The organism is Nonomuraea sp. CA-143628 (assembly GCF_050942315.1).
Taxonomy (GTDB): domain Bacteria; phylum Actinomycetota; class Actinomycetes; order Streptosporangiales; family Streptosporangiaceae; genus Nonomuraea.
The window spans coordinates 2,765,583-2,788,681 of record NZ_CP192072.1 but is presented as its reverse complement, the minus strand read 5'-3'; the positions used below and the strand labels follow the sequence as shown (position 1 = coordinate 2,788,681).

Here is a 23,099-nt window from a genome sequence, read left to right as displayed (position 1 = left end):
CCCCTCCCAGACTAATCTGGGCGTTGTGCCTCCACGTACCGCTGTGTTCTTCCACGCCCATCCCGATGACGAGGCCCTGCTGACGGCAGGCACGATGGCGATGCTCGCGGCCGAGGGACACCGCGTGGTCCTCGTGGTGGCGACCGCCGGCGAGCGCGGCCTGGCCGAGATGGGGCCGGGCGAGGAGTTGCGCGCGACCCGCCTGAAGGAGCTGTACGAGTCGGCGGCCCTGCTCGGCTGCGCCCGCGTCGAGTGCCTCGGCTACGGCGACTCGGGCCTGAGCCCGCAGGGCGGCAGCGCCGAGGAGCGTCCCGACGACGCCTTCATCGACGCCGACTCCGAGAAGGCCGCGGGAAAGCTGGCCGCCATCCTGGAGGAGGAGCAGGCCGACCTGCTGTCGATCTACGACCCGGCGGGCGGCTACGGCCATCCCGACCACGTCCAGGTGCACCGGGTGGGGCGGCGGGCGGCGGAGATCGCGGGCACGGCGGTCGTGCTGGAGGCGACGGTCAACCGCGACCCGCTGGTCAGGCTGCTGAAGCTGGCGGGGAGGTTCTACCGGTTCCCGCCCGAGTTCGACGTACGGACCTTCGAGAGCGCCTATTCGGCGAGTGAGACGATCACCCACCGGGTAAATGTCCGGAAATATGCGAAACAGAAGCGGGCGTCCATGTCCGCGCACGCCTCCCAGGCGACCGGCGGCGACAGCGACCGCACACTGGCCGTGATGCTCAAGGTGCCCGGCCCGCTCTACCGGCTCGTCTTCGGCACCGAGTGGTACGTACGGCGCGATCTTCCGCCCGGCACCCGCCTCAGTCATCCTCTGGACCAGTGGCCGAAATGATTCCCCAGTATGATCCGGGCCGCCCCCGCGAGCGGCAGACTGTACCGCGATGAAGAACAGATGGCTCCAGATCACACTGTCCGCGCTCTCCCTGGCGCTGGCCCTGGCCCTCGTGGTCTACCTGCCGCAGATCGTCCACTCGCTGACCGGCAAGCCCGTGTCCTGGCGCGAGATCGGCGCGCTCTTCCACAGCCTCAGCTTCGGCACCATCGCCCTGATGACCGTGGTCTGGCTGCTGAGCCTGCTGGCCTACACCTTCGTGCTCACCAACTCGCTGCCGGGTCTCAACAACCTGCAGGCGCTCTCGCTCAACGCGGCGGGCAGCGCGGTGAGCAACCTGCTGCCGTTCGGCGGCGCGGCCGGGGTGGCGCTGACGTTCGCGATGACCAGGGGCTGGGGGTTCGCCAACCGCTCGATCGTGGTGATGACCCTGGTCAGCGGCATCTGGAACACTCTGTTCAGGTTCATCCTGCCCGCCGTCGGCATCATCGCGCTGCTGGCGGCCGGCAAGGCACCCAATCCGACGGTGGCCAAGGCCGGCTGGGTGGGCGCGGTGTCGATCCTGGCGCTCTGCCTGGTCGTGGCCGCCGCCCTCTACTGGGACCGCGCCGCCGCCCTCCTGGGCAAGGGCCTCGACTTCCTCGTACGCCTGCTCAGGCTGAAGTTCCACGCCTCCGAGGCCCTTGAGCGGCTGCGCAAGGACACCGCCGAGATCGTGAAGTCGCGCTCGATCGGCCTGTCGCTGGCCATGATCTTCTTCCTGGGCTTCCAGTGGGCGATCATGGTCGTCTGCATGCACGCCACCGGCGCCTATCCGGGGCTGGCCCAGTCGATCGCCGTCTTCGCCCTGTCACGCGTGCTGACCAGCGCGCTGGTCACGCCGAGCGGCGCGGGGATCATGGAGAGCGGCGTGGCCGCGCTGCTCTACGCCTTCGGCGTGGCACCCGCTCCGGCGACGGCGACCGCACTGCTTTTCGGCTTCTGGACTTACACTATCGAGATCCCGTTCGGCGGCCTCGCTCTAGGCGCGTGGGCGCTACTGCGCAGGCGCAACGCCAGGAACGCCGACGCGGAGCCCCCGTCCGCGATCTCGAAGGCCCCCTAGTGACAATCCCAAACCGAACAGGCGTTAATCAATCACGGCCCTTGTGCCTGATTCGGAAGCCCGCATAGCGTGGCGGCTGACATGGTGGCGTTCCGAGTTCTGGGGCCAGTCGAGGCGTACGAACACGACGACGAACTCGACCTCGGCGGGTTGCGGCAGCGGGCCGTCCTCGCCCGACTTCTCGTGGCCAGAGGTCAGGTCGTGCCGGTTGACACCCTCCTTTACGACTTGTGGGATGACGACACGGCCAAGGGAGCCCAGTCGGGGCTCCAGGTTTACATCTCCCGGCTGCGCCGGGTGCTGGAGCCGGGCCGTCCGCGGGGCGGGCCCAACCGCCTGCTGGTGACCGTCGCCTCCGGCTACGCGCTGCGGGTGGCGCCCGACCAGGTCGACGCGCTCAAGTTCGAGCAGTTGGTCAGGGCGGCGGGCGAGCACCTCGAAGAGGGCGATCCGCAGTCCGCGCGCGCCCGCCTGGAGAAGGCGCTCGGCCTGTGGCGGGGCACCCCCTACTCCGACTTCGCCGACCAGCAGTGGGCGGAGGCGGAGGTCAACAGGCTGACCGAGCTGCGGCTGGTGGCGCGCGAGCGGCACGCCGACACCGGGCTGCGCCTCGGCCTGCCCGCCGAGACCGTGCCCGACCTGGAGGCGCTCACCACCGAGCACCCGCTGCGCGAGGAGGGCTGGCGGCTGCTCGGCCTCGGCCTCTACCGCTGCGGCCGGCAGGGCGACGCGCTGGCGGCGCTGCGCCGGGCCAGGGGCATCCTGGCCGACGAGCTGGGCATCGACCCGGGGCCGGCGCTGCGCAAGCTGGAGTCCGACATCCTGGCCCAGGCGCCCGAGCTGGAGCTGAGCGTCGCGCCGCGGCCGTCCAGACCCGTGCAGGCGCCCACCGACACCTGGCCGCCCCGGCCCGCCGCCCCGGTCGAGCCGCCGCCGCTGGAGCCCGAGCCGTTCGTCGGCCGCGACGCCGAGCTGGCCAGGCTGACCACGGCCGCCGCCCGCACCGGCAGGTTCCAGGTGGCGATCGTGGCGGGCGTCGCGGGCGCGGGAAAGACCACGCTGCTGCGCCAGCTCGACGGCAAGCTCACCAGTGACGGCTGGATCACCGCCTCCGGCGCCTGCCCCGACTCCAGCGCGACACCGCCGGGCTGGGCGTGGGTGGAGATCCTGCGCGCCCTGGTGGGGATGACCGGCGCGGGCGAATACGCCCAGCTGCTGGCGCCGCTGCTCGATGACGCCGACCCCGATCCCGACGACGACGAGGTGTCCGGCGGCTTCCGGCTGCACCGGGCGGTCGGCGGCTACCTCGCTGGAGTGGCGCGGCGCGCGCCGGTGCTGCTCACGCTCGAAGACCTCCACTGGGCCGACGACCAGACGCTGGCGCTGCTGCGCGCGCTGCCCAGCCTGCTGGCCACCAGCCGGGTGCTGCTCGTGGTCACCTGCAGGGAGAGCGAGCTCGACGACCGTCAGTCCGACGTGCTGGCCGCGCTGGCCCGGCTCGGCCCGGTGCGGGTCGGGCTGTCCGGCCTCGACCCCAAGGCCGTGGGCGAGCTGGTCAGGGCCACCTGTGTGCGCGAGATCGACGAGGACGCGGTCGAGTCCATCGTCGAGCGCACCGGCGGCAACCCGTTCTTCGTGCGCGAGACCGTACGCCTGCTCGACTCCGAGGCGGCGGCCGAGCGGGCCAGCGCGATCGAGGTGCTGTCGCGGGTGCCCTCCGGGGTGCGCGACGTGCTGCGGCGGCGCATCTCCCGGCTGCCCGCCGGAGCCCAGCAGATCCTGTTGCAGGCGGCGGTGATCGGCCGTGACGTCGACGTCGATGTGCTGGTCGACGTGGCGGGCGACGAGGACGCCGTGGTGGAGGCGGTCGAGGCGGCGCTGCTGGCCGGGCTGGTGACCGAGCCGGGGCCCGGGCTGCTCAGGTTCGATCACGACCTGGTGCGCGACACGATCTACTCCGACGCCTCGCGGCTGCGCCGCACCCGGCTGCACGCGGCGGTGGCGTCGAGCATCGAACGACGCACGCCGTCCGACGTGGCGGCGCTGGCGCACCACTACTTCCTGGCCGACGCCGCCGAGAAGGCCGTCCACTACGCCGGGCTGGCCGCCGAGCAGGCCGAGCGCAGGTTCGCCCACCGCGAGGCCGCCACGCTGTGGGAGCAGGCCATCGCGGCCTTCGACCGCACCGGCGGCGACACCAAGGACCGGCTGCAGCTCATGCTCCGCCAGATCAGGGCCCTGGCGCTGTGCGGCGACATGACCGCGGCACGGCTGCTGCGCCGCCAGGCCATGGACTCCGCGCTGCCGCTGGGCGACCTGGAGATCACCGCGCGGGTGGCGGCCTCGCTCGCCGTACCGCACAAGGGGATGGCCCGCGACTTCACCCGCACCGCGTGGGAGATCGTCGACGTCACCGAGAAGGCGCTGATGGAGCTCCCCGAAGGGGAGCAGACGCTGCGCGCGAGCCTGCTCACCACGCTGGCGCTGGAGCTGGAGGGCTCCTCCTCGCCCGAGCGGGGGCGGCAGGCGTCGCTGGAGGCGCTGGAGCTGGCCAGGCAGAGCGGTGACCCGACGCTGCTCGCGGCGGCCCTCAGCGGGCGGCTGCGCCAGTCCTACGACATCCCGGCGGTCGACACCCGCGAGAGCATCGGCCGCGAGCTGCTGGAGGTCGCCCAGCGCTCCGGGCAGATGGCCACGCAGGCGCTGGCCCACCTGGTGCTGCTCGAATGCGCGGCGGCACGCGGCGAGTTCGCCATCGCCGACGAGCACGCCGCCGCGGCCGACCGGCTGGCCAGACAGTACGACCTGTCGGCGCCGGCGGCCATCTGCGCCTGGTATTCCGGACAGCGGCTGATGATCGCCGGCGACTACCGCGGCGCCGAGCGGGCCTACGCCGACGCGGCCAGGATGACCCAGCGGGCGGGCATGCTGGAGGGCCGCCAGGACCTGCCGCTGATCACCACGTTCTGCCTGCACCTGGTCGACGGCCGGGCGGCCGAGACGGTCGAGCTGCTCTCCGAGAAGCACCAGCGGGGCGCGAAGTGGACCCTCGACGCCTACGCGCTGGCGCTCGCCTCCGCGGGTCGCGTGGCCGACGCCAAGGCCGTGGCCGCCGTACGCCCGCCGGTGCGGCCCGACTTCCTGTACGAGCTGGCGATGACCTGGCGGGCGCTGGCCGGGATGCTGCTCGACGACCGCGAACGGATGATCGACTGCTACGACAAGCTCAAGCCGTTCGCCGACCGCGTCGCGGGCGCCGGCACCGGGGTCGTGGCGCTCTGGCCGGTGGCCCTGACGCTCGGCGACCTGGCGGTGCGGCTGGGTCAGCCGGACGCGTCGCGGGCCCACTACGAGAAGGCGCTGGAGGTGGCCGAGCGGGTCGGCGTGCCGCGCTGGGTGGAGGCGGCGCGGCGGTCGGTCAGCAACTCACCTGGAAGCGGTCGCTCTTGATGGTCTTGGCGCCCTCGACGGTGAGCTCGATGCGATACCAGCCGGGGTTGTTCGAGATGCTGGGGCTCCAGCGAACGGTCTTCGTGCCGCCGGCGAAGCCGTCGTAGTCGACGAAGTAGGAGCGCCAGGTGTTGGTGCCGGGGCTCCAGCGGGACAGCTCCCAGCCGTAGAGCACGGTGTGGTCAGGCTCGGGGTTGACCACCACGCTGCGGGCCACGAACGTCTTGACGCACCCGGCGTCGCCCGGCAGCGCGCTGAGGCTGATCCTGCCCGGCTTGGCGGCTTCGGGCGTCCGGGCGGTGGTCGGTGAGGTGATGGGCAGCTCACGGGCCGACAGGGTGACCGTCTGCGCCGGGTGCGGCGCGGAGTTGGCGGTGTCGTAGGCCGAGAAACCGACATAGGCTCCGGTGAAGGCGAGGGCCGCCACGAAGAGCTTGGCCGTGCTGGCTGTGCCGGAGGCCAGAACCGCGGTGCTTCTCGTTGCCATGATCAACACTCCTTCTTGCTCACTACAGTGGTACGCGAAGGTGGTTGAACCCTGGTTGTCGGCGAGTTGCACCCTGCTGTGGCGACGACTTGCCCCTTCAACTAAGGTAAGGCTGACCTAAAGCACGTGACGGGGGTGTGGGGGTCCTTGATGCGACAGCTGGCGATCACCATCGAACCCGTGGGGCCGATCTGGCTGGGAGTCGTGCTGATCATCGCCCTGTTCGGCGCGTTCCAGGCGTACTACTGGATCGGCCGCAGGCTCGGCGAGAGGCTCTACGACTCGCGTATCGGCGTCCGCCTCGGCCGCGAGCGGATCGCGAAGGTCGAGCGGGTCGTGGAGAAGTGGGGCGCGTTCGCGGTCTACGGGTGCTTCTGGGTGCCCATGCTCCGGCACACGCTGCCGTGGGTCGCCGGGGCCCTGCGCGTCTCCTACCCCTGGTACCTCGTGGCCAGCGCGCTCGGCTGCCTGACCTGGGCGCCCATCTGGTGGTTCGGCCTGAGCGCGCTGATCTGGGCGTGGCTCCAGGTCGCCGCGCGGTCGCCGATCACGGCGGCGGTCCTGGCGGTGCTGTTCGTCGGCGGGGTGGTCGGGTTCGTCGTGTGGCGCCGGAAGAAGCGGGCGGACAAGGTGCTGGCCGCCTGAGTGTCCTCAACTTGGGACAAAGTTCGGCGTACTAAGCGGTGATCACCTGCGACCATGTCGGCATGCATATTGGGGGTTTCATCGGCGGCGCCGCGCTCGCCGTGGTCGTGGGGATCTCGTCGCCCGCAGCGGCCGCGCAGGCGGCGGATCCGCCCGTTGTGGCGGCAAAATCAGCGTATGTGGTCGATTCAGCGGGAACGATCCACTTCAACAAGCGGGAGACGAGCCGCGTCCCGGTCGCCAGCCTCGTCAAGGTGATGACGGCGTACGTGGTGCTCCGCGAGGCCAAACTGGGCGACACCATCACCATCACCGCGGCTGACGTCAAGCACGCGACCAAGTACGGCGGCACCACCGCCTCGCTGAAGAAGGGCGAGCGGCTCACGGTCAGGGACCTGCTGTACGGGCTCATGCTCCCGTCGGGGGCCGACGCCGCCAACGCGCTGGCCAGGACGTACGGGCCGGGCAACGCGGCATTCGTCGCCAAGATGAACGCCGCGGCCAAGCGGCTGCGCCTGGCCGACACCCGCTACACCAACGCCGACGGCCTGCCCGTGCCCAGCAACGGCGGTTACTCCACGGCCGTCGACCAGACCAAGCTGGCGCAGGCGGCGCTCCGCGACACAACGTTCAAGACGGTCGTCGGGCGCGAGGTGCACAAGGTGGCCAAGACGTCCACACACCGGGCGCACACCTGGCACAACTCCAACAAACTGCTCACGCAGGCCGACGGGGTGCTGGGCGTCAAGACCGGCTACACGAACGCGGCGGGCTACTGCCTGCTGTTCGCGGCGGAGCGCGGCGGCAGGCAGGTGGTGGGCGTGCTCCTCGGGGACCAGGACGCACGCCGCTTCAGCACGGCCGAGAAGCTGCTCGACTACGCGGGCGAGCAGATCGCCGGCAGCTGATCCCACGGCCCGGCGACGACCTGCCCGGTCATCGCCGGGCCGCGACCGCTCGGGGGCAGGTGCCGGGATCGAGGCGATCGGCGGTCCAGCGCAGGGTGTGCGCCAGGCGTAGCCGGACCCCGGCCCTGTCGGATGACCGTTTGACCGGCGCTCCGGGGAGCGCCTCTTCCAGAGTGTGTCCATGACCCATCGCGGTCTGGTGCGCGAGGACCTGCATGGCATCCACGGCTTTCCTCCTTAATCGATTAAGAGCTTAATTGATTAAGATGGGTCGGGCAAGGCCGGGCGATACCGTTGGCAGATGGCCAGAGTCACGCTGCAGACGATCGCTGACAGGCTGGGCGTGTCCCGGGCCACCGTCTCCTACGCCTTCTCCCGGCCCGACCAGCTCAGCGACGGGCTACGGCGGCGGATCATGGAGGTGGCCGACGAGCTCGGCTACGCGGGGCCCAATCCGACCGCGCGGTCACTGCGGCTGGGCCGGGCCGGGGCGCTGGGGCTGCTGTTCAGCGAGACCCTCGCGTACGCCTTCGCCGACCCCTACGCCATCGGCTTCTTCCAAGGGCTGGCCACCGCGGCGGAGGACGCGGGCGTGGGGCTGCTCATCCTGCCGCTGCCCCACGGCGACAGGCGGACGGAGACCGTACGCGACGCCGTGGTCGACGCGTTCTGCGTGGTCTCGCTGCCCGACGGGCATCCCGCGCTGGCCGAGGTGCTGGGCAGGAAGTTGCCCGTCGTGGTGGTCGACGAGCCCTACGTGCGCGGCCATCCGTTCGTGGGGATCGACGAGCCCGCGGCGGGGGCGCAGGCCGCCCGCCACGTGCTCGACCTGGGGCACCGGCGCGTCGGCGTGGCCATGGTCGGACTGAACGACGACGGCTACACCGGCTGGGCCGACGTCACCCGGCAGCGGAGCGCGGTGTTCGAGGCCATGCGCGGGCGGCGGTGCGGCTACCAGGCGGCATGCGAGGAGGCGGGCATCGACTGGGCCGGGGTGCCGTTCTACGAACTGGCCCGCAACTCCCGGGAGGCGGGCAGGAAGGCCGGCCACGCGCTGCTCGGCCGGGACCCGCGGCCCACCGCCATCCTGACCAACACCGACGTACTGGCGCTCGGCATCCTCGACGCGGCGGCCGACCTCGGGCTCGACGTGCCACGCGACCTGTCGGTGGTCGGGTTCTCCGACAGCGCCGCCGAGGAGGCCGGTCTGACCACGATCAGGCAGCCGCAGCAGGAGATGGGCGCGGCGGTCGGCCACCTGCTGCTGGCCGGCACCGGACACGGGCAACCGCCGCCGCTCGCCGAGGACGGACGGCTGCTGTTCGCGCACGAGCTGATCGTCCGCGGCTCCACCGCCGCGCCCGCTGTCTGACCCGACCGGGCGGCTTCTCAGCCGCGGAGGTCGGGTCGCCCGGAGGAGTCTCACCTCCGGGCTCCCACAGATCCCGGCGTGACAGTCTCCCGTCACCGGGCTCTTCTCGGCCTCTCCGTCAGAACTCGGGGACCCACCGCCAGTGCGCGAAGAAGCGCGGGTATTGGCGGGTGGTCCGGTCCCAGGCTGCGAGGGCCTTCTTGAAGGTCCTCAGCCGTTTGTATTTCTTCCTCATCCAGCGCACCAGGTAGGCGTTGATGCGCCGCAGCAGGGGATGAAGTTCCGATCGGTAGAACCGGCCGTAGTAGTTCATCCAGCCGGACACGATGGGGTTGATCCACCGTGCCAGGTCCCGCTCGGAGGAGGTGGTGCGGCGGTGCAGCCGCCAGGACCGCACCTGTTCACTCATCTTCTTCATGGCGGTCTTGCTGACCGCCGGGCCGAAACCGGTGAACACCGTCCCGTGCCTGCCGCGCACCCCGCGTGCCCGGAAGGTGAACCCCAGGAAGTCGAACGCGGTGTGCTCGAAGGAGCTTCGGCGTCGGCCGTCCTTGCAGTAAACGATCCGGGTCTTGTCCGGGTGCAGTCGCAGTCCAACCTGCTCCATCCGCTGGCCGATCGCCAAAGCCAGCATGCGGGCCTGGCTTTCGCTGCGGCAGTGCACCACCACGTCATCGACGTAGCGCTCGAACGGCACGGACGGAAACCTCCGCGCCATCCACATGTCGAAGGCGTAGTGCAGGAACAGGTTGGCCAGCACGGGCGAAACCGCTGACCCTTGCGGGGTCCCGCGATCACGCTCGCGCCCGCGAGCCATCGCTCGTCTGGACAGGAGCGGCTAGCCACCGCTGCACCAGCAAGACGATCCAGGGCTGGTCGGTGTTGGCCCGCACCGCCTTGACGATCAGGTCCCACGGAACGCTGTCGAAGAACTTCTGGATGTCTAAGTCGACGACCCAATCGTTCGACCAGCAGCGTTCCCGGCATCCGGCCACCGCGTCCAGTGCCGACCGGCCGGGCCGATACCCATAGGAGTCCGGATGGAACTTCGGTTCCACCGCTTGCTCCAGCCGGGTGGCCACCACGGTCTGCGCGATCCGGTCCGCGACGGTCGGTATCCCGAGTATGCGGGTGCCGTCGCCGTGCGGCTTGGGTATCTCCACCGCCAGCACCGGAGGCGGAAAGTAGCTGCCCGAGGACATCCGGTTCCAGATCTTGTAGAGATTGTCCTTCAGATCCTTCTCAAAGTCCCCGATTGTGCAGCCGTCCACGCCCGGTGCGCCCTTGTTGGCTCGCACCTTCAGATACGCGTTCCACACCTCCTGTTTGGAAATATCGAACGGCTTGCCTGCCGGTCTCTGCTCGTCCACGCGATTCCTCCCAGACCCTGGGCCCGGTTGATCTGATGCACGAACCACGGCCGAGCCGACTCCTTCGCTCCGCCCCCACCGCATCAAGCAGGAGCATCACCGCTACTACGGGCCGGTCCGCCTGCGTGTCCCGCGACGGTACTCACCCCCTTGCGTTTCAGACGCTTGGGGAACTCCCTGCCGCCCCGCCCCGGAGCAGCCATAGCGGCCGGAACGGGACTGTGTCGGGACACGCCCTCCCACGTTCCACACGAGAGCAACAGATCAAGATCGCGCCACCTCTGCGCCGGACACCGCCTGGCCAAGACATCGGGCACCCGCCAGACTCATCCCGGGCTGGGTTTAAAGGCCCGGTTTTGATGCCACTTCATACCTAACGGCGCTTCCGCGGAGAACCCCCACAGGGAGCTTTCGATGCAACGCCTTCTTGATCCCCACCTGACGCCTCAAGGGCGCCTTTTCCCTCACGCTCACCACGACAGTCTTCAGCTAACGCAGCAGAGGGCGGTTTGAAGCCTCCCCCCGACGGGCGGCTCCGAAGGGCCACTACTCCTTCATCTCTCGTGCAGCACCACGTGCGATCGCTGCTACCTCACACGATCACCCCGCGTTCGTGGCGCACAAACCCCTGGTAGTCCTTGGCGGCCACCTCACTGCATTTATCCCGATATACGCCGACCCCACCGACGTAAGGCATGAAGACCCGAGGCTTTCCAGGGATGTTCGCCCCCATGTACCAGGAGTTCGCCCGCGGAAACAGCGTCAGCGCCGCGATCTCGTTCACCTGCCCCACCCACGCGTCCTCGGCCTGCGGATCCGCGTCAATGGCCCGCCCCTCCAGCCGCTCCAGGCACTCGGCGATCCAGTCCACGTGCTGCTCGATCGAGACGATCATGTTGCTCAGCACCGACGGACTCCCCGGCCCGGTGATCGTGAACAGGTTCGGGAAACCGGCGCTCATCAGCCCGAGATAGCTCCTGGGCCCCTCGCGCCATTTGTCCCGCAGCGACAGCCCGCCCTCGCCCCGGATGTCGATGGCCAGCAGCGGCCCGGTCATCGCGTCGAACCCCGTCGCGTACACGATCACGTCCACCGGATGCTCACGCTCGGCCGTACGCACGCCGCCGGGGGTGAGCCCTCGGATGGGCGCGGTCCTGAGGTCGGCGAGGGTGACGTTCGGGCGGTTGTACGTGGCGTAGTAGCCCGTGTCGACGCAGAGCCGCTTGCTTCCTATGGGGTGGCCGCCGGGAAGCAGCAGCTCGGCCACGGCCGGGTTCTGGACCGTGGCCCGGATCTTGCCGTGGACGAAGCCGGCGGCCGTCCCGTTCGCCTCCTCGTTGGTCAGCAGGTCGGAGAACGAGCCGAGGAAGCCCAGGCCGCCCCGCTCCCAGCGCGCCTCGAACTCCTGCCCCCGCGCCTCGTCCGTCACCGCCAGGGCGGAGTCGGGGTTCGGGCTGGCCAGGAGACCGCTGTGGGAGGTACGCAGCTGACGGCGGAGGTCCTGGTGGTTGGCCTTGAACCACTGATCGTACTCCGGCGACAGCGGCCCGTTGTGCGCGGGGACGCTGAAGTTGGGCGTCCGCTGGAACACCGTCACATGCTCGGCGCTCTCCGCGATGACCGGAATGGACTGGATGGCCGACGAGCCGGTGCCGATCACCGCCACCCGCCGTCCGGACAGGTCCACGCCCTCGGCCGGCCACCGTCCGGTGTGATAGCTCGGCCCCTGGAAGGAACCGGGCAGAGCGGGCAGGTTGGCCACCGACAGGCAGCCGACCGCGGTGACGAGATAGCGGGCCGACAGACGCTCGCCGCCACCGGTCTCGACGCTCCATACTCCGGGCGCCTCCCAGGACGCGGCCGTGACGCGGGTGTCCAGCTGGATGTCGGGGCGCAGGTCGAAGCGGTCGGCGACGTAATCGAGGTAGCGGAGGATCTCGGGCTGGGCGGCGTACCGCTCGGTCCAGGTCCATTCACGCTGGAGGTCCTCGGAGAAGGCGTAGGAGTACTGCAGGCTCTCGACGTCGCAGCGGGCTCCGGGGTAGCGGTTCCAGTGCCAGGTGCCGCCGACGCCGCTCCCCGCCTCCAGGACGCGGGCGGCCATGCCCAGGCCGCGCAGGCGGTGGAGCATGTACAGGCCGGCGAATCCGGCACCAATGATGATCACGTCGTGGTCGGTCGATCCTGCGGGCATCGCGCCTCCATCGGCGATCGAGATGGACCTCCCCTCTAGAAGAACACGCCCGTACGAGGGAGCACAGCGGTTGCCGATCAACCGGGCCCGCCACGCCGGACGGTCAGTCGTTCCACACCGCCGCGACCTCGGCGGCGAGCTCGACGCCCCGTTCCCGGCCGGCCCGGGCGGCCGGGGCGCGACGCGCCGGATCCAGCAGATTGCCGACCGAGCGGCCGATGATCGAGCGCCAGGTCTTCGGATCGGGCTCGACCAACACGACGCGCGACCGCCGGCCAAGTCCGGCGATCTGCTCCGCCACGCCCTTCATGACGCGACCACCGCCCCTGGTCATCGGCGCGATGACCACGACCCGGTCGTACCCCATGGCCAGGTCGACGTTGGCCGCCGAACGTAACCCGCCGTCGATGTAGCGGCGCCCGCCGATGGTCGTGGGAGGCCGCACACCCGGAGCCGCGGTGCTCGCCGAGACAGCCGATACGAGGTCCACGCCGCTGCCGCCGTCGAAGTCGACGGGCTCCCCCGACTCGGCGTCGATCGCGGCGATCACCAGCCGGGTCCGCGGCCAGCCGGGCACGTCGCCGAGCCACCTGGCGATCTGCGACCGGCGTTCCTCTTCGGACCCGGTCCTGGCGGCCAGCGCGATGCGGCCCATCCGGGCGCCGAAGTCCTTGGTGTCCTTGGCCCTGCTCAGCTGCCACACCAGGCGGAACACCCCGAACGGTGACACCTTCGGGATCGGCTCGCCCGCCGGAGGGGCGGTCTGCCTGCCGTACATGTCCTCGATGCCCATCCCGCCGGCGAGTTGCGCGCCGACGAGGGACCCGCCCGACGTACCGACGACGAGATCGGCGTCACGCAGGTCGACGCCCTTGGCGGCGAGGCCAGCCAGGACCCCCACCTCCCAGGCGATCCCGACGACGGCGCCACCGCCGAGGACCAGTGCTCTACTCGTCAACGCAATCCCTCCCGTCCGTGAAACCGCAGAATCCGTTCGACGACCAGCTCGGGAACCTCCTGTGGCACGCCGTGCCCGACACCCGGCACGATCTCCGCGTGACGGAGCGTGGCGATCAGCCGCCGCGCCCGCGCGAGCGCGCGGCGCGGCCGTAGCAGCCTGCTGCGACCTCCCAGGATGAGTTGCGTGGGCACGGTGATCCGCCGCAGTTCATCATCGGTGTACGGCCCCGCGGGGCTGCGATGCGGGCGGAAGCCACGGACGCCGAGCAGGACCGGAGCCATGATCTCGGCTCGTTCGACGAGCGCGTGGTCGGCCAGCAACCGGGCCAGCCATGGTCTCCACGACCTCGGCGCCCGCATCGCGAACAGAACCGCGACCAGCGCGAGGAGGAACCGTAGCGGCACCTTCTCCAGGCCACCCGGGTCGAGCAGGGTGAGCGCGCCCGTCCTGCTCGACCCGTACACGGCCGGGCCGAGCGCCAGCCAGCCCCCGTACGACTGCCCGACCAGATGGACCTGCTCCAGCCCGAGCCCGGCCAATACCTCCTCAAGGCACGCGGCGCCGTCGCGAGCCCCCGTGATCGGGACCCGCTGCACGCTGCCACCCGGATCGTCGATGATGTCGATCGCGTAGACCGGATGCCGTACGCCGAGCCGCGCGACCAGACCGTACCAGGTGGAGGCGTTGGCCCCGTGACCATGGAGCAGGACGATCGGCGCGCCGGAGCCGGTGCCGTGGCGATGGACCCGGACGGTGCCGAAACGGGTCTCCACGTCGAGAGGTTCTCGTTCGGCGGGCCACAGGGCCATCGCTTCCTCGTATGCGATCTGGAACGCGTCCCTGATCCCCGCGTCGATGAACCGGCCTACCTGCCCGCGGCTACCACCTTCGGCCATTTACGCCTCCTGGTACAACCGTATCGGGTACAGTCGTACCAAGTCTAGAAGGAGTTCCGAAATGACCCGCAAGGATGACCGCGAGCAGCGTCGGCGTGAGATCGCGGACGCCCTCCTTCGGGTGGCCGGGACAGGAGGGTTGCACGCGGCCACGATGCGTGCGGTCGCCGCGGAGGCCGGGGTCTCACTGCACCTCGTGCAGCACTACTTCGCGACCAAGGAGCAGCTGATGGCCTTCGCCCTGGAGCAACTGGTCACCCGGATGGCCGACCGGCTCAAGGAGCGCTTCGCGGCCATCGGCGCCACTCCGCGCGAGGTGGTCGAGGCCGTCCTGGTGGAGGCGCTGCCGACAGATCCGCAGAGCCGGACGTTCCACCTGATCTACACCTCCTACGCGGTGCTCGCCATGACGGACCCGGCGCTGGCCGCCCTGCCGTTCCTGACGGCGCCCGACGCGATGGAGGAGTTCATCGCCACGCAGCTCGGCAAGGCCGGCGTCGCCGAACCCCGGCTGGAGGCGGTCGCGCTGCTCGCCATGTCGGCCGGGCTGAGCTCTGGCGTGCTGGCGGGCCAGCGCTCGGCCGACGACGCGCTGGCGGCGCTCCGCCACCAGCTCGACCGGCTGTGCCCGAAGGACCGCCCCGAAGATCCGTCCTAGGGCTTTCCCCTGGTCGGACCCTGAGGTGCCCGGCCCGACACTCGATCTACGCTGGATTCCACCTGCGGCCAGAGGCGCGTGGCGGCTTCCTCCATCGAAAGCGGGGGGCTCGATGGTTCAAGCGCCATTCGCCCGAGGGGCTGACCGGCAGGTGGGCGATCACCGGCTCTGCGGACGGCTCGGCTCCGGCGGACAGGGAGCCGTCCACGAGGTCTTCGAGAAGGACGTGCGACCCCGGGGCGGCCGGCAAGCCGCCCAGGCTCGACCGGATGGAAAGGGCGAAGGCCAGAGCCCGTTTCGCCGAAGAGGTCGCCGCCACCCGCCGGGTGGCGGCGTTCTGCACGGATGGCCAAGCTCAGCGGGCCGCCCGAACCGGAAATAGGCCCGAGCCGGGGACAGGCCCGAACCGGGTTTTTCACATCCGTACCGATTTCGGGGTCGTGCCCGTCGGCAGGCGCAGCTTCAGGCGGCCTGGTGGTCCGATCGGTGGTGCGGGCGGGTTGGCCGAGGGCCGTCCCGTAGGTGGCGGTGGCGGGTCCGTCGCCGCCAGGCAGCCTCGGCACGGCGCCCAGAGGAAGCCGGACCAGGCCGAGGAGCCGTTCCACGCCGAGCCGGTCCACTGCCACGACCAGGCGGTCGTCGCGTAGTAGCGGTCCTCGCCGCAGGCGCCGCCCCAGCCCCAGGTCGGGGCGAACGTGAAGGAGGACGAGCCCGACACCTGCCCGGTGCCGCCGCACTGCACCCAGGTGCCGCCGTCCCAGTAGTAGAGGAGGCTCTCGCTGACCTGCGTGGTGCGCCACCGGCTGCCGTCGCGGTAGGAGAAGCCGTCGGCCCCGGTGTGAACGCCGTCCGGCAGGAACTCCACCCGCGACCGGGTGCCGTGCTCATAGCCGCCCGTGGTGGACGTGGCCCAGCCGTAGCTGAAGATCCAGTAGTCGGGCGGTCCCAGCTCCTCGAACGTGGGCTTCCAGATGTAGTCGTCGATGTCCCCGTCGTAGGCGCATTCCCAGGTCTCGCCGCTGACGGTGACGATGTCGTCCTGCGCCGCCTCGTCGCACCGGTTGCCGGGGTAGTCGGCGTACGCGGCGCCCTGGCCTATGGCCAAGGTCGCCGCCACGAGTAAGAAGGCGGTGAGCACATGCCGCCAACTGCGGAACGGCCCTCTCATAACGTACGCTTCCGCTTTTTCCTCTTGATCATGCGCACAAAATAACTTCGGCCAAGGAAGCCGTCAAGGCGTACCTTGACCATCGTTTCCGAATAGCCTGCCGACCTGAAGCCATGCCGCCCGGAGCGCGAAACGCACGGTCGCATGCTCTTCTGAATCGCTGTTTATATCGACTCGGAAGGCCGGATCGACGCCGTCGGCATCATAGGAAATGGCGGCAAGAAACGAGGTGAAGCAGTTAACGCGCACACTTCGTGGGTTCAGCCGTCGCGCCGATCACAGCCGACAGGCCCACCCTCATCGTCAGCGCCGAGAAACAGGCGGCGAGAACCCTGCGGCTGAGCGTCTTCCTGGTCATGACTCTCTCCAGCCCATCGGTGGTGGGCTCATCGGTGGCAGGCGGTGGGCGCGGGGGCCCCGCGCCCACCACTCGGTGAATCCGCTGGTACTACTACTGCCGGGCTGGATTACTCAGGCAGGAAGTAGGTGAACTGCCCGCCCGCGTGGTGACCGCCGCCGATCACGACATTGGTACGGAAGGCGGGGTCCGTTCCGTCGGCGTCGCCGGAATTGCTACCGATGGCCGGGTTATCCCGGTGCGCATGGATCCTCTTGGTGTTGTTGCTCGAGGGATCGCAGTTCTCGGTGATGTAGTCGGCTTCTCCTTCGTCTCCAGTGCCGATCCCGTCCGACTCGGATTCCCAGCTGATGAGCCTGCCCGACCTGATCCGGGCCGGCGGCTGCCTGCTCCACTCGCCGTGGTCGAGCCGTGCCGTGACGAGCACCAGGTCGCAACCCGTGTTGTTGCTCAGGAAGACCTCGAAGCTGAAGAACGAGCGAGCGGAGCCGGCGCTCGCACTCGCTCCGGCCGCGGACGCGATCAGGCCGGCCGACAACAGTCCCGTGGCGATGACGGCGCTGCCGAGCCTGCGCATCCCGCGCCTGGTGATTCCCTTACCGCGCATTTCTCTTCCCCTTTTTAGGGTGACGAACTCCTGACTCCTTAAAGTTAGGAGGGATTCGACCGAGCCCCCATACCCAGACCTGGGGATGGTCGCGACACCACGCCTGGTGCTATAATTCGGATTAGCGCTTAATAATGAGGCGTCGCACAGAAGAGAATGCAGTTATCCAGCACTCTATGTCGCTGAAATCGCCCGGCGCCCTTTATCGACCACCCGAACGGCCCGGACAGTAGCATAAGCTGGGACATATCCTGGATCGCCGCTTCGGCGAGGTTCGGCGGTAGAGCGATCAGCGGCCCAGGCCCATCGGAGCGCACACAGCCTCCTCAGCGCACCGCTCTGAAGCGTGCCCTCTGAGCCGAGCGCCGACGCCCCTCCCGCCCGTCCGCTTTATAGCGTTAAAGGATGATATGTCAGTAAAGCGAGGGTTGACCGTAGATGACTGGTAGTAGATAACGGTATTCCGGCACGGGCACCAAACCCGGACCCTCGGAGACGCCGATGACGAGTGTCGCCAGTCCCGCGATGGTCGGACGCGAAGCGCCGTTGCGAGCTCTCCTCGGCGCGATCACCCGACCACCCGCCGTGGCCCTGGTGGAGGGCGAGGCGGGGATCGGCAAGACTCGGCTGGCGCGGGCGGCCATCGACGTCCTGCGCGACGGCGGGCGCACCGTGCTGCTCGGTCACTGCCACCAGCTCAGGGAGCCCTTCCCGTACGGCCCGGTGTTCGACGCGCTGCGCCACGTCGCCGCCGCCCTGCCCGCGACCGAGGCGCTCAACCCGGTGACCGGGGCGCTGCGCGGCTACCTCCCCGAGCTGGCCGGGCACCTGCCGCCCTCGCTCCCGCCGGTCGACGACCCGCGAGCCGAGCGGCACCGCCTCTTCCGCGCGGTCCACGCGCTGCTGGACGCCGCGGCACCGGCCGTACTGGTGCTGGAGGACCTGCACTGGGCCGACGACGGCACCCGGGACCTGCTGCGGTTCCTCACCCAGCAACCACCCGAGGGCCTGGCGCTGGTGGTGACCTTCCGGCGGGAGGACCTGCCCGTGACCGGGCTGCCGCTGGGCCACGCCTACCGGCATCCGCCGGGCGCCAACAGCGTGGTGATCTCGCTCAAGCCGCTGGACGTCGAGGCTGTCAGGACTCTGACCAGCACACTGCTCGGCCGTCCTCAGGTGACGGAGTTCTTCGCCGCCAGACTGCGCGAACGGACCGCCGGCGTGCCGTTCCTCATCGAGGAGGTCGTCCGCTCGCTGCTCGACGGCGACGGCCAGTTCCCCGGCGGCGTGGAGGAGCCGGAGGCGCTCGACCGCGTCGCGGTGCCGCTGCTGCTCCGCGAGGCGATGGCGGAGCGGCTCGCGGACCTGTCGCCGCCCGCGCTGCGCGCGGTGCACGCCGCCGCCGTGCTCAAGCTCCCCGCCGACGAACCACTGATCGCCACCATCTCCGGCACCGCCGGAGAACCGACGATCGCCCCCGCCGGGGCCGCCCTGCGTGAGGCGCTCAAGGCCGGCGTCCTGCTGGAGCACCCCGACGGCCAGTACGGCTTCCGCCACGCGCTCGCCCAGCAGGCCGTCTACGACGCGATCCCCGGCCCCGACAGGCAGCTCACCCACAGACGGGCCATGGCGGCACTGGCCGCGCTGGATCCCCCGCCGCTCGTACAGCTGGCCTACCACGCCAGGCGCGCGGGCGAGTACGAGGCGTGGCGCAGGCACGGCGTCGCCGCCGCGGACCAGGCGGCGGCGCTGGGCGACGTCCCGCTCGTGGTCGAGCTGCTGGAAGGCATGCTGGCGGACCCCAAGCTGCCGCGCGAGGCCCGCGGCCCACTGGCTCTCCAGCTCAGCCGCCTCGCGACGATCGGGCTCTCGCATCGGCGCGCCGTGCGGATGCTCCGCCGTCTGCTGTCGGACGACTTCCTGACCGGGGACGTCCGCGGCGAGGCCAGGCTGAATCTGGGCGTACTGCTGGCCAACCAGGCGGGCGACATCGCGGCGGGACGCCAGGAGGTCCTCGCCTCGCTCCCTGATCTGAGCGGCCGGCCCGGCATCGCCGCCAGAGGGCTGGCCCTGCTGGCGATGCCCGCCTGGGGCGGCGAGCCGATCGCCACCCACAAGAAGTGGATGGACCAGGCCGAGAGCCTCCTTGTCGCCGTCGCCGACGAGGACCCCGAGCTGACGGCGACGGTGTACGTCAACAAGGTCACCTTCGCCATGCTCGTGGGCGCGCCCGACGCCTTCGCGCTGGCCGACACGCTGCCCGTGAGCGATCCGTCGGCGGCGATACGCAGGCAGGCCGCGCGCGGCTACTCCAACCTGTGCGACGCGGCGACCGCGCTCGGCCACTACGGCCCGGCCGGCCGGTTCGCGCGCGAGGGCAGGCGGATCGCCGGGGAGACCGGTGCCCTGTACCCCGCCTACCTGGTGGAGGTGTCGTCGATCAAGCTCGACTGGCTGACCGGACGCTGGGACGGCCTGCGGGAGCGGGCACTCGCGGCGGTCGAGGTGACCCCCGAGACGCCGCTGCTCAGCGTGGACGCCCGGCTGGTCCTGGGCATGCTGGCGCTGGCCAGGGGCGAGTGGCAGGAGGCCGGCGAGCACCTGGAGGCGGCCGGTCCGCGTGAGCCTGACTCGGCCTTCCTCCCGGTCGCGGCGGCCGCCTCCGGGGGGCTGGTCGAGCTGCACCTGACCCGCGACTCGGTGGAGGACGCGCTGTCGGAGGCCGACAGCGCGGTGACCAGGCTGCGGCGCAAGGGCGTGTAGGTGTGGGGCGAGCAGGTGGTGCCGCCGACCGTCACCGCGCTGCTCAGGGCCGAGCACCGCACCCAGGCCGCCGAGCTGGTGGCCGAGTTCGCGGCGGGCGTCGCGGGCACGACCGCGCCGGCGGCCGAGGCGGCGCTGGAGTCGGCGCGCGGCGCGCTGGCCGGAGCGGGCGGCCGGTTCGAGGAGGCCGCCCGCTACTACGGCCGGGCGCGGACCGCCTACGAGGCGATGCCCAGGCCGTACGGGGCGGCTCGGGCGGCGGAGGCCGAGGCGGGCGCGCGGCTCGCGCTCGGGGACCGGGCGGCCGCCGCGGAGATCCTCACTCACGCGGACGAGCGGTACACCGCGCTCGGCGCCACCCACGACGCGGCACGCTGCCGCCACCTGCTGCGGGAGATCGGCGCGGGCGGCCGGCCGCGCCGGGGGCGGAAGCCGGCCGGCGGGGTGCTGTCGCCCAGGGAGAGCGAGGTGGCCAGGCTGGTCGTGCTCGGCCGGACCAACAGGGAGATCGCCGAAGTGCTGTTCCTGTCGCGCCGCACGGTCGACACCCATGTGGCGCGGGTGCTGCAGAAACTCGGCGTCCGCACGCGTAACGAGGTGGCTCTCCCCCCATGAGCGACAGCCCCGGCCGGATGATCGACCGGGGCTGTCAGGTTGTGCCGTGCGTCAGACGGTGATGCTCCAGGTGTCCAGGCGCCCGGTGTCAAGGAAGTAGTCGTCGGAGACTTCGAGCACCCAGGTGCCCGCCGCCTGCTGGCTCACCGGGACCGAGTACGTCCTGGTGCCGTACGAGGTGCAGCTGGTGCCACCGGAACTGTCGACCGAATACCACGTGCCGTTCGGCCCGCGGAGCCGGATGTCGAGATCCTCCGCACAGGTGTGCGCGATGGTGACCGACAGCTTGACCGGCGAGACCGCCGTGCCCGTCGCCGTGGAGGTGACCGGGCTCTGTATGGTGCTGAAGTCGTTGATCACGTAGTCGGTGCCGTTGGTGAACGTCCTGCCGCCCGAGGTGCTCTGCACCGTGAGCGCGTAGGTCGTGGTGTGCGTCGCCGTAACGCCGGTGCCGGTCACGGTCACCGTGTACGAGCCGGCGGGCGTGGTCGGCGCGGTCGAGATCGTCAGGGTGGACGAACCGCCCGAGGTCACCGAGGCCGGGTTGAAGGCGGCCGTGGCGCCCGTGGGGAGACCGCTGGTCGCGGCCAGGTTCACGGTCTGCGCGGTGCCCGCCGTCGTGGTGGTGCCGATGGTGGTCGTGGCCGCGGAGCCGGCCTGCACCGTGCCGGAGGTCGGGTTGGCCGAGATCGAGAAGTCGCGGGTCGCGGTGCCGACCTGGAGGGTGTAGACGGCGGTGTGCGTGGCCGAACCCGCGCCGGTGACGGTGATCGGGTACGAGCCCTGGGCCACCGAGGAGCCGACGGACAGGGTCAGCGTCGAGGAGTTGCCGGAGGTGACCGACGACGGGCTGAAGCTCGCCGTGACACCGGTGGGCTGCCCGGACGCGGTCAGGGTGACCGTCTGGGCGCTGCCGGACGTGGTCTGGGTGTTGACCGTGGTGGTCACCTGCGCGCCAGGCTGCGCGCTACCGGTCGACGGGTTGAGCGAGAGCGAGAAGTCGTTGCCGGGGGTGCCGCAGGCGGGCTCGCCCGACGCCGCCGCCACGCTCACCGCGCTCCACGCCGCCTTGGTGGTGTTGCACTCGGCGCTGTTGGCGCCGAACAGCTCGATCGCGGCCGCGACGGAGGCCGCGCGGGCGTTGGTGTAGCGCCAGCTGGAGGTCTTGCGGTTCAGGGCGCCCAGGTAGATCTGGCCGGCCTTCTGCACGCCGACGCCGGTCACCGACGACGGGCCACCGGAGCAGATCGGGCTGGTCGGCTTGCCGCCGCCGGGGTTGTTGCCCTCGGCCAGGAGGTAGAACCAGTGGTTCAGCGGGCCGGCCGCCGCGTGCACCTCGGTGCTGGGGATCGAGGAGGAGTAGCAGTTCGGGTCGCCGAGCGCGCTCGGGTTGTACATGTTGCGGATCGGCCCGTCGCCGACGAGGTCCACCTCTTCGCCGACCAGGTAGTCCGGCGGGTCGTTGGGGTTGTTGGCGTAGTGCTCGGTCAGGGCGCCGAAGATGTCGCCGGTGCCCTCGTTGATGCCGCCGTTCTCGTTTCCGGAGCCGGCCCCGCCGGGCGTGGTCTGGAAGATGGCGTGCCCGAACTCGTGCGCCACCACGTCGATGTTGGTGGCCTGCCGGGCGTTGTCCTGGCTGTGGCCGAAGTTGGTGTAGCTGCCGTTCCAGTAGGCGTTGACGTCGGCCAGGCCGACGCGGGCGGGGAAGCCCCTGCCGCTGCCGTTGATGCCGTTGCGGCCGAGCCAGTCACGCAGCATGTCCCACTCGCGCTGGACGGAGTAGAGCGCGTCGACGCAGCCGGTCTCCAGGTTGGTGCCGCTGGCGTTGCCCCACGCGTCGTCGGTGCCGGTGTAGGCGGTGCCGCCCTGCCCGCCGCACTGGATGCCGGGCCTGGTCGTGTCGGTCATGGAGAACGAGCTGCCGGAGCCGCTGGTGTTGATGGTGACCTGGCCGTAGTAGTAGCCGTTGCCGGTGCCCTCACGTACGAGGTCGTAGGAGTCGGCGATCTTGCCGGTGCGGGCGTCCACGAACACGTGCTGGATGCTGGGCCGGCCCTTGACCAGGCCGCTGACGACGGCCTCCCAGCTCAGCGTGGGCGTACCGCTCCAGGTGAGCACCACCAGACGCGGGGCGGCGGAGTCGTCGACCCGCGAGAGCCGGGTCTTCGCCACCTCCGTCGCCTTCTCCGCGCTGATCGCGGCCGTGGTCCGGACGTCCTGGGCGCTCGGCCCGGCCGCGACGGTGTCGCGGACGTGCCCCGCCGAGTCGGTGACGACGACCGCGTCCCCGCCGACCACCGGCAGCCCCTTGTAGGTGCGCTCGTAGCCGACGAAGTACATGTCGCTGGTGCCGCGGGTGACCGACACGCGGCTGTACGCCTCGTCAGGCCCCTTGGCCAGCTTGTCGAGCCCGCTGGAGACGGCCTTGTCGGCGACCGCCGCCGCGAGGGAGGCCGGATCGGCCGCCGCTCGTGCCTGCGCGCCGGAGTCCGGCTTACCGGCTCCGGGTGGGGCGGCGTACGCGGTGGGGACGGCGAGAGCCATCGACGCGGCGGTGGCGAGTCCCACGGCCGCGGCGGCTAAGGCAGTGCGTTTCACGCGTGGTGCTCCTTTCGGCGTTTCCCGGACGCCGCGGCGTGCGCGCGCACGCCGACCACGCCGCCTCAGGGATCGCCTGGGCCGCGGAACCGACCGGGAA

General features: G+C 70.7%; 19 protein-coding genes. 9 read left to right on the top strand and 10 right to left on the bottom strand.

Translation table 11 applies throughout. The features are described 5' to 3' along the window. The first annotated feature begins 25 nt into the window (after positions 1-25). The 3 genes from ACQP2T_RS13095 to ACQP2T_RS13085 all read left to right on the top strand — a co-directional run bounded on the left by ACQP2T_RS13095 (position 26) and on the right by ACQP2T_RS13085 (position 5,399). Positions 26-844, top strand: coding sequence for a PIG-L deacetylase family protein (locus ACQP2T_RS13095; protein WP_433516412.1), 819 nt, complete (start codon positions 26-28; stop codon positions 842-844). Between the two features lie 49 nt (positions 845-893). Further along, positions 894-1,949, top strand: a complete 1,056-nt coding sequence (locus ACQP2T_RS13090) for a lysylphosphatidylglycerol synthase domain-containing protein (protein ID WP_433516411.1) — start codon at positions 894-896, stop codon at positions 1,947-1,949. Positions 1,950-2,030: 81 nt separating this feature from the next. Continuing rightward, positions 2,031-5,399 carry a BTAD domain-containing putative transcriptional regulator gene (locus tag ACQP2T_RS13085; RefSeq protein ID WP_433516410.1) on the top strand — a complete coding sequence of 1,123 codons (3,369 nt, stop codon included), beginning with the start codon at positions 2,031-2,033 and terminating at the stop codon, positions 5,397-5,399. Here the strand turns inward: ACQP2T_RS13085 and ACQP2T_RS13080 are convergent. Next, positions 5,368-5,886: a hypothetical protein gene (locus ACQP2T_RS13080; RefSeq protein ID WP_433516409.1), complete on the bottom strand. Its 519-nt coding sequence runs from the start codon at positions 5,884-5,886 to the stop codon at positions 5,368-5,370. The two genes, ACQP2T_RS13085 and ACQP2T_RS13080, sit on opposite strands and share 32 nt — an antisense overlap. Positions 5,887-6,036: 150 nt before the next feature. Between ACQP2T_RS13080 and ACQP2T_RS13075 the strand changes: the two genes are divergently transcribed. Beyond that, complete coding sequence (locus ACQP2T_RS13075; protein WP_433516408.1) at positions 6,037-6,531, top strand: DedA family protein; 495 nt, start codon at positions 6,037-6,039, stop codon at positions 6,529-6,531. Between the two features lie 62 nt (positions 6,532-6,593). Beyond that, positions 6,594-7,439, top strand: a complete 846-nt coding sequence (locus ACQP2T_RS13070; protein ID WP_433516407.1) for a D-alanyl-D-alanine carboxypeptidase family protein — start codon at positions 6,594-6,596, stop codon at positions 7,437-7,439. A 28-nt stretch (positions 7,440-7,467) separates the two neighbouring features. Here the strand turns inward: ACQP2T_RS13070 and ACQP2T_RS13065 are convergent, their stop codons facing one another. Further along, positions 7,468-7,665: a hypothetical protein gene (locus ACQP2T_RS13065; protein WP_433516406.1), complete on the bottom strand. Its 198-nt coding sequence runs from the start codon at positions 7,663-7,665 to the stop codon at positions 7,468-7,470. A 75-nt stretch (positions 7,666-7,740) separates the two neighbouring features. Between ACQP2T_RS13065 and ACQP2T_RS13060 the strand changes: the two genes are divergently transcribed. Then, complete coding sequence (locus ACQP2T_RS13060) at positions 7,741-8,811, top strand: LacI family DNA-binding transcriptional regulator (protein WP_433516405.1); 1,071 nt, start codon at positions 7,741-7,743, stop codon at positions 8,809-8,811. 118 nt (positions 8,812-8,929) lie between these two features. On the opposite strand, the gene ACQP2T_RS13055 is transcribed toward ACQP2T_RS13060, so the two are convergent. The 5 genes from ACQP2T_RS13055 to ACQP2T_RS13035 all read right to left on the bottom strand — a co-directional run bounded on the left by ACQP2T_RS13055 (position 8,930) and on the right by ACQP2T_RS13035 (position 14,232). Then, positions 8,930-9,571, bottom strand: coding sequence for a group II intron maturase-specific domain-containing protein (locus ACQP2T_RS13055; RefSeq protein WP_433516404.1), 642 nt, complete (start codon positions 9,569-9,571; stop codon positions 8,930-8,932). A gap of 34 nt (positions 9,572-9,605) precedes the next feature. After that, positions 9,606-10,181 (bottom strand): reverse transcriptase domain-containing protein, encoded by a 576-nt coding sequence (locus tag ACQP2T_RS13050; protein WP_433516403.1) that lies wholly within the window; start codon positions 10,179-10,181, stop codon positions 9,606-9,608. A gap of 592 nt (positions 10,182-10,773) precedes the next feature. Further along, entirely contained in the window at positions 10,774-12,375 is a 1,602-nt protein-coding gene (locus ACQP2T_RS13045) for a flavin-containing monooxygenase (RefSeq protein WP_433516402.1), read from the bottom strand. Between the two features lie 103 nt (positions 12,376-12,478). Next, a complete protein-coding gene (locus ACQP2T_RS13040) occupies positions 12,479-13,333 on the bottom strand; it encodes a patatin-like phospholipase family protein (RefSeq protein ID WP_433516401.1) in 855 nt (284 codons plus the stop codon). After that, positions 13,330-14,232 carry an alpha/beta fold hydrolase gene (locus tag ACQP2T_RS13035; RefSeq protein WP_433516400.1) on the bottom strand — a complete coding sequence of 301 codons (903 nt, stop codon included), beginning with the start codon at positions 14,230-14,232 and terminating at the stop codon, positions 13,330-13,332. Before ACQP2T_RS13035 ends, ACQP2T_RS13040 begins: the two co-directional genes overlap by 4 nt. Before the next feature lie 61 nt (positions 14,233-14,293). Here ACQP2T_RS13035 and ACQP2T_RS13030 point away from each other — a divergent pair, with 61 nt between their 5' ends. After that, positions 14,294-14,890 (top strand): TetR/AcrR family transcriptional regulator, encoded by a 597-nt coding sequence (locus ACQP2T_RS13030; protein WP_433516399.1) that lies wholly within the window; start codon positions 14,294-14,296, stop codon positions 14,888-14,890. Positions 14,891-15,305: 415 nt separating this feature from the next. On the opposite strand, the gene ACQP2T_RS13025 is transcribed toward ACQP2T_RS13030, so the two are convergent. Together ACQP2T_RS13025 and ACQP2T_RS13020 are read right to left on the bottom strand one after the other, a co-directional pair. Continuing rightward, on the bottom strand, positions 15,306-16,058 hold the full coding sequence (locus ACQP2T_RS13025; RefSeq protein ID WP_433516398.1) for a hypothetical protein: 753 nt from the start codon (positions 16,056-16,058) through the stop codon (positions 15,306-15,308). A 467-nt stretch (positions 16,059-16,525) separates the two neighbouring features. Further along, positions 16,526-17,023, bottom strand: coding sequence for a hypothetical protein (locus tag ACQP2T_RS13020; RefSeq protein ID WP_433516397.1), 498 nt, complete (start codon positions 17,021-17,023; stop codon positions 16,526-16,528). 501 nt (positions 17,024-17,524) lie between these two features. On the opposite strand from ACQP2T_RS13020, the gene ACQP2T_RS13015 reads away from it, so the two are divergent. After that, positions 17,525-19,786, top strand: coding sequence for an ATP-binding protein (locus tag ACQP2T_RS13015; RefSeq protein WP_433516396.1), 2,262 nt, complete (start codon positions 17,525-17,527; stop codon positions 19,784-19,786). Next, the gene (locus tag ACQP2T_RS13010) at positions 19,787-20,401 is read left to right on the top strand and encodes a helix-turn-helix domain-containing protein (RefSeq protein ID WP_433516395.1); all 615 of its coding nucleotides are present in this window, start codon (positions 19,787-19,789) and stop codon (positions 20,399-20,401) included. A gap of 51 nt (positions 20,402-20,452) precedes the next feature. Here the strand turns inward: ACQP2T_RS13010 and ACQP2T_RS13005 are convergent, their stop codons facing one another. Then, positions 20,453-22,999, bottom strand: coding sequence for a M4 family metallopeptidase (locus ACQP2T_RS13005; RefSeq protein WP_433516394.1), 2,547 nt, complete (start codon positions 22,997-22,999; stop codon positions 20,453-20,455). Positions 23,000-23,099: the final 100 nt, after the last annotated feature.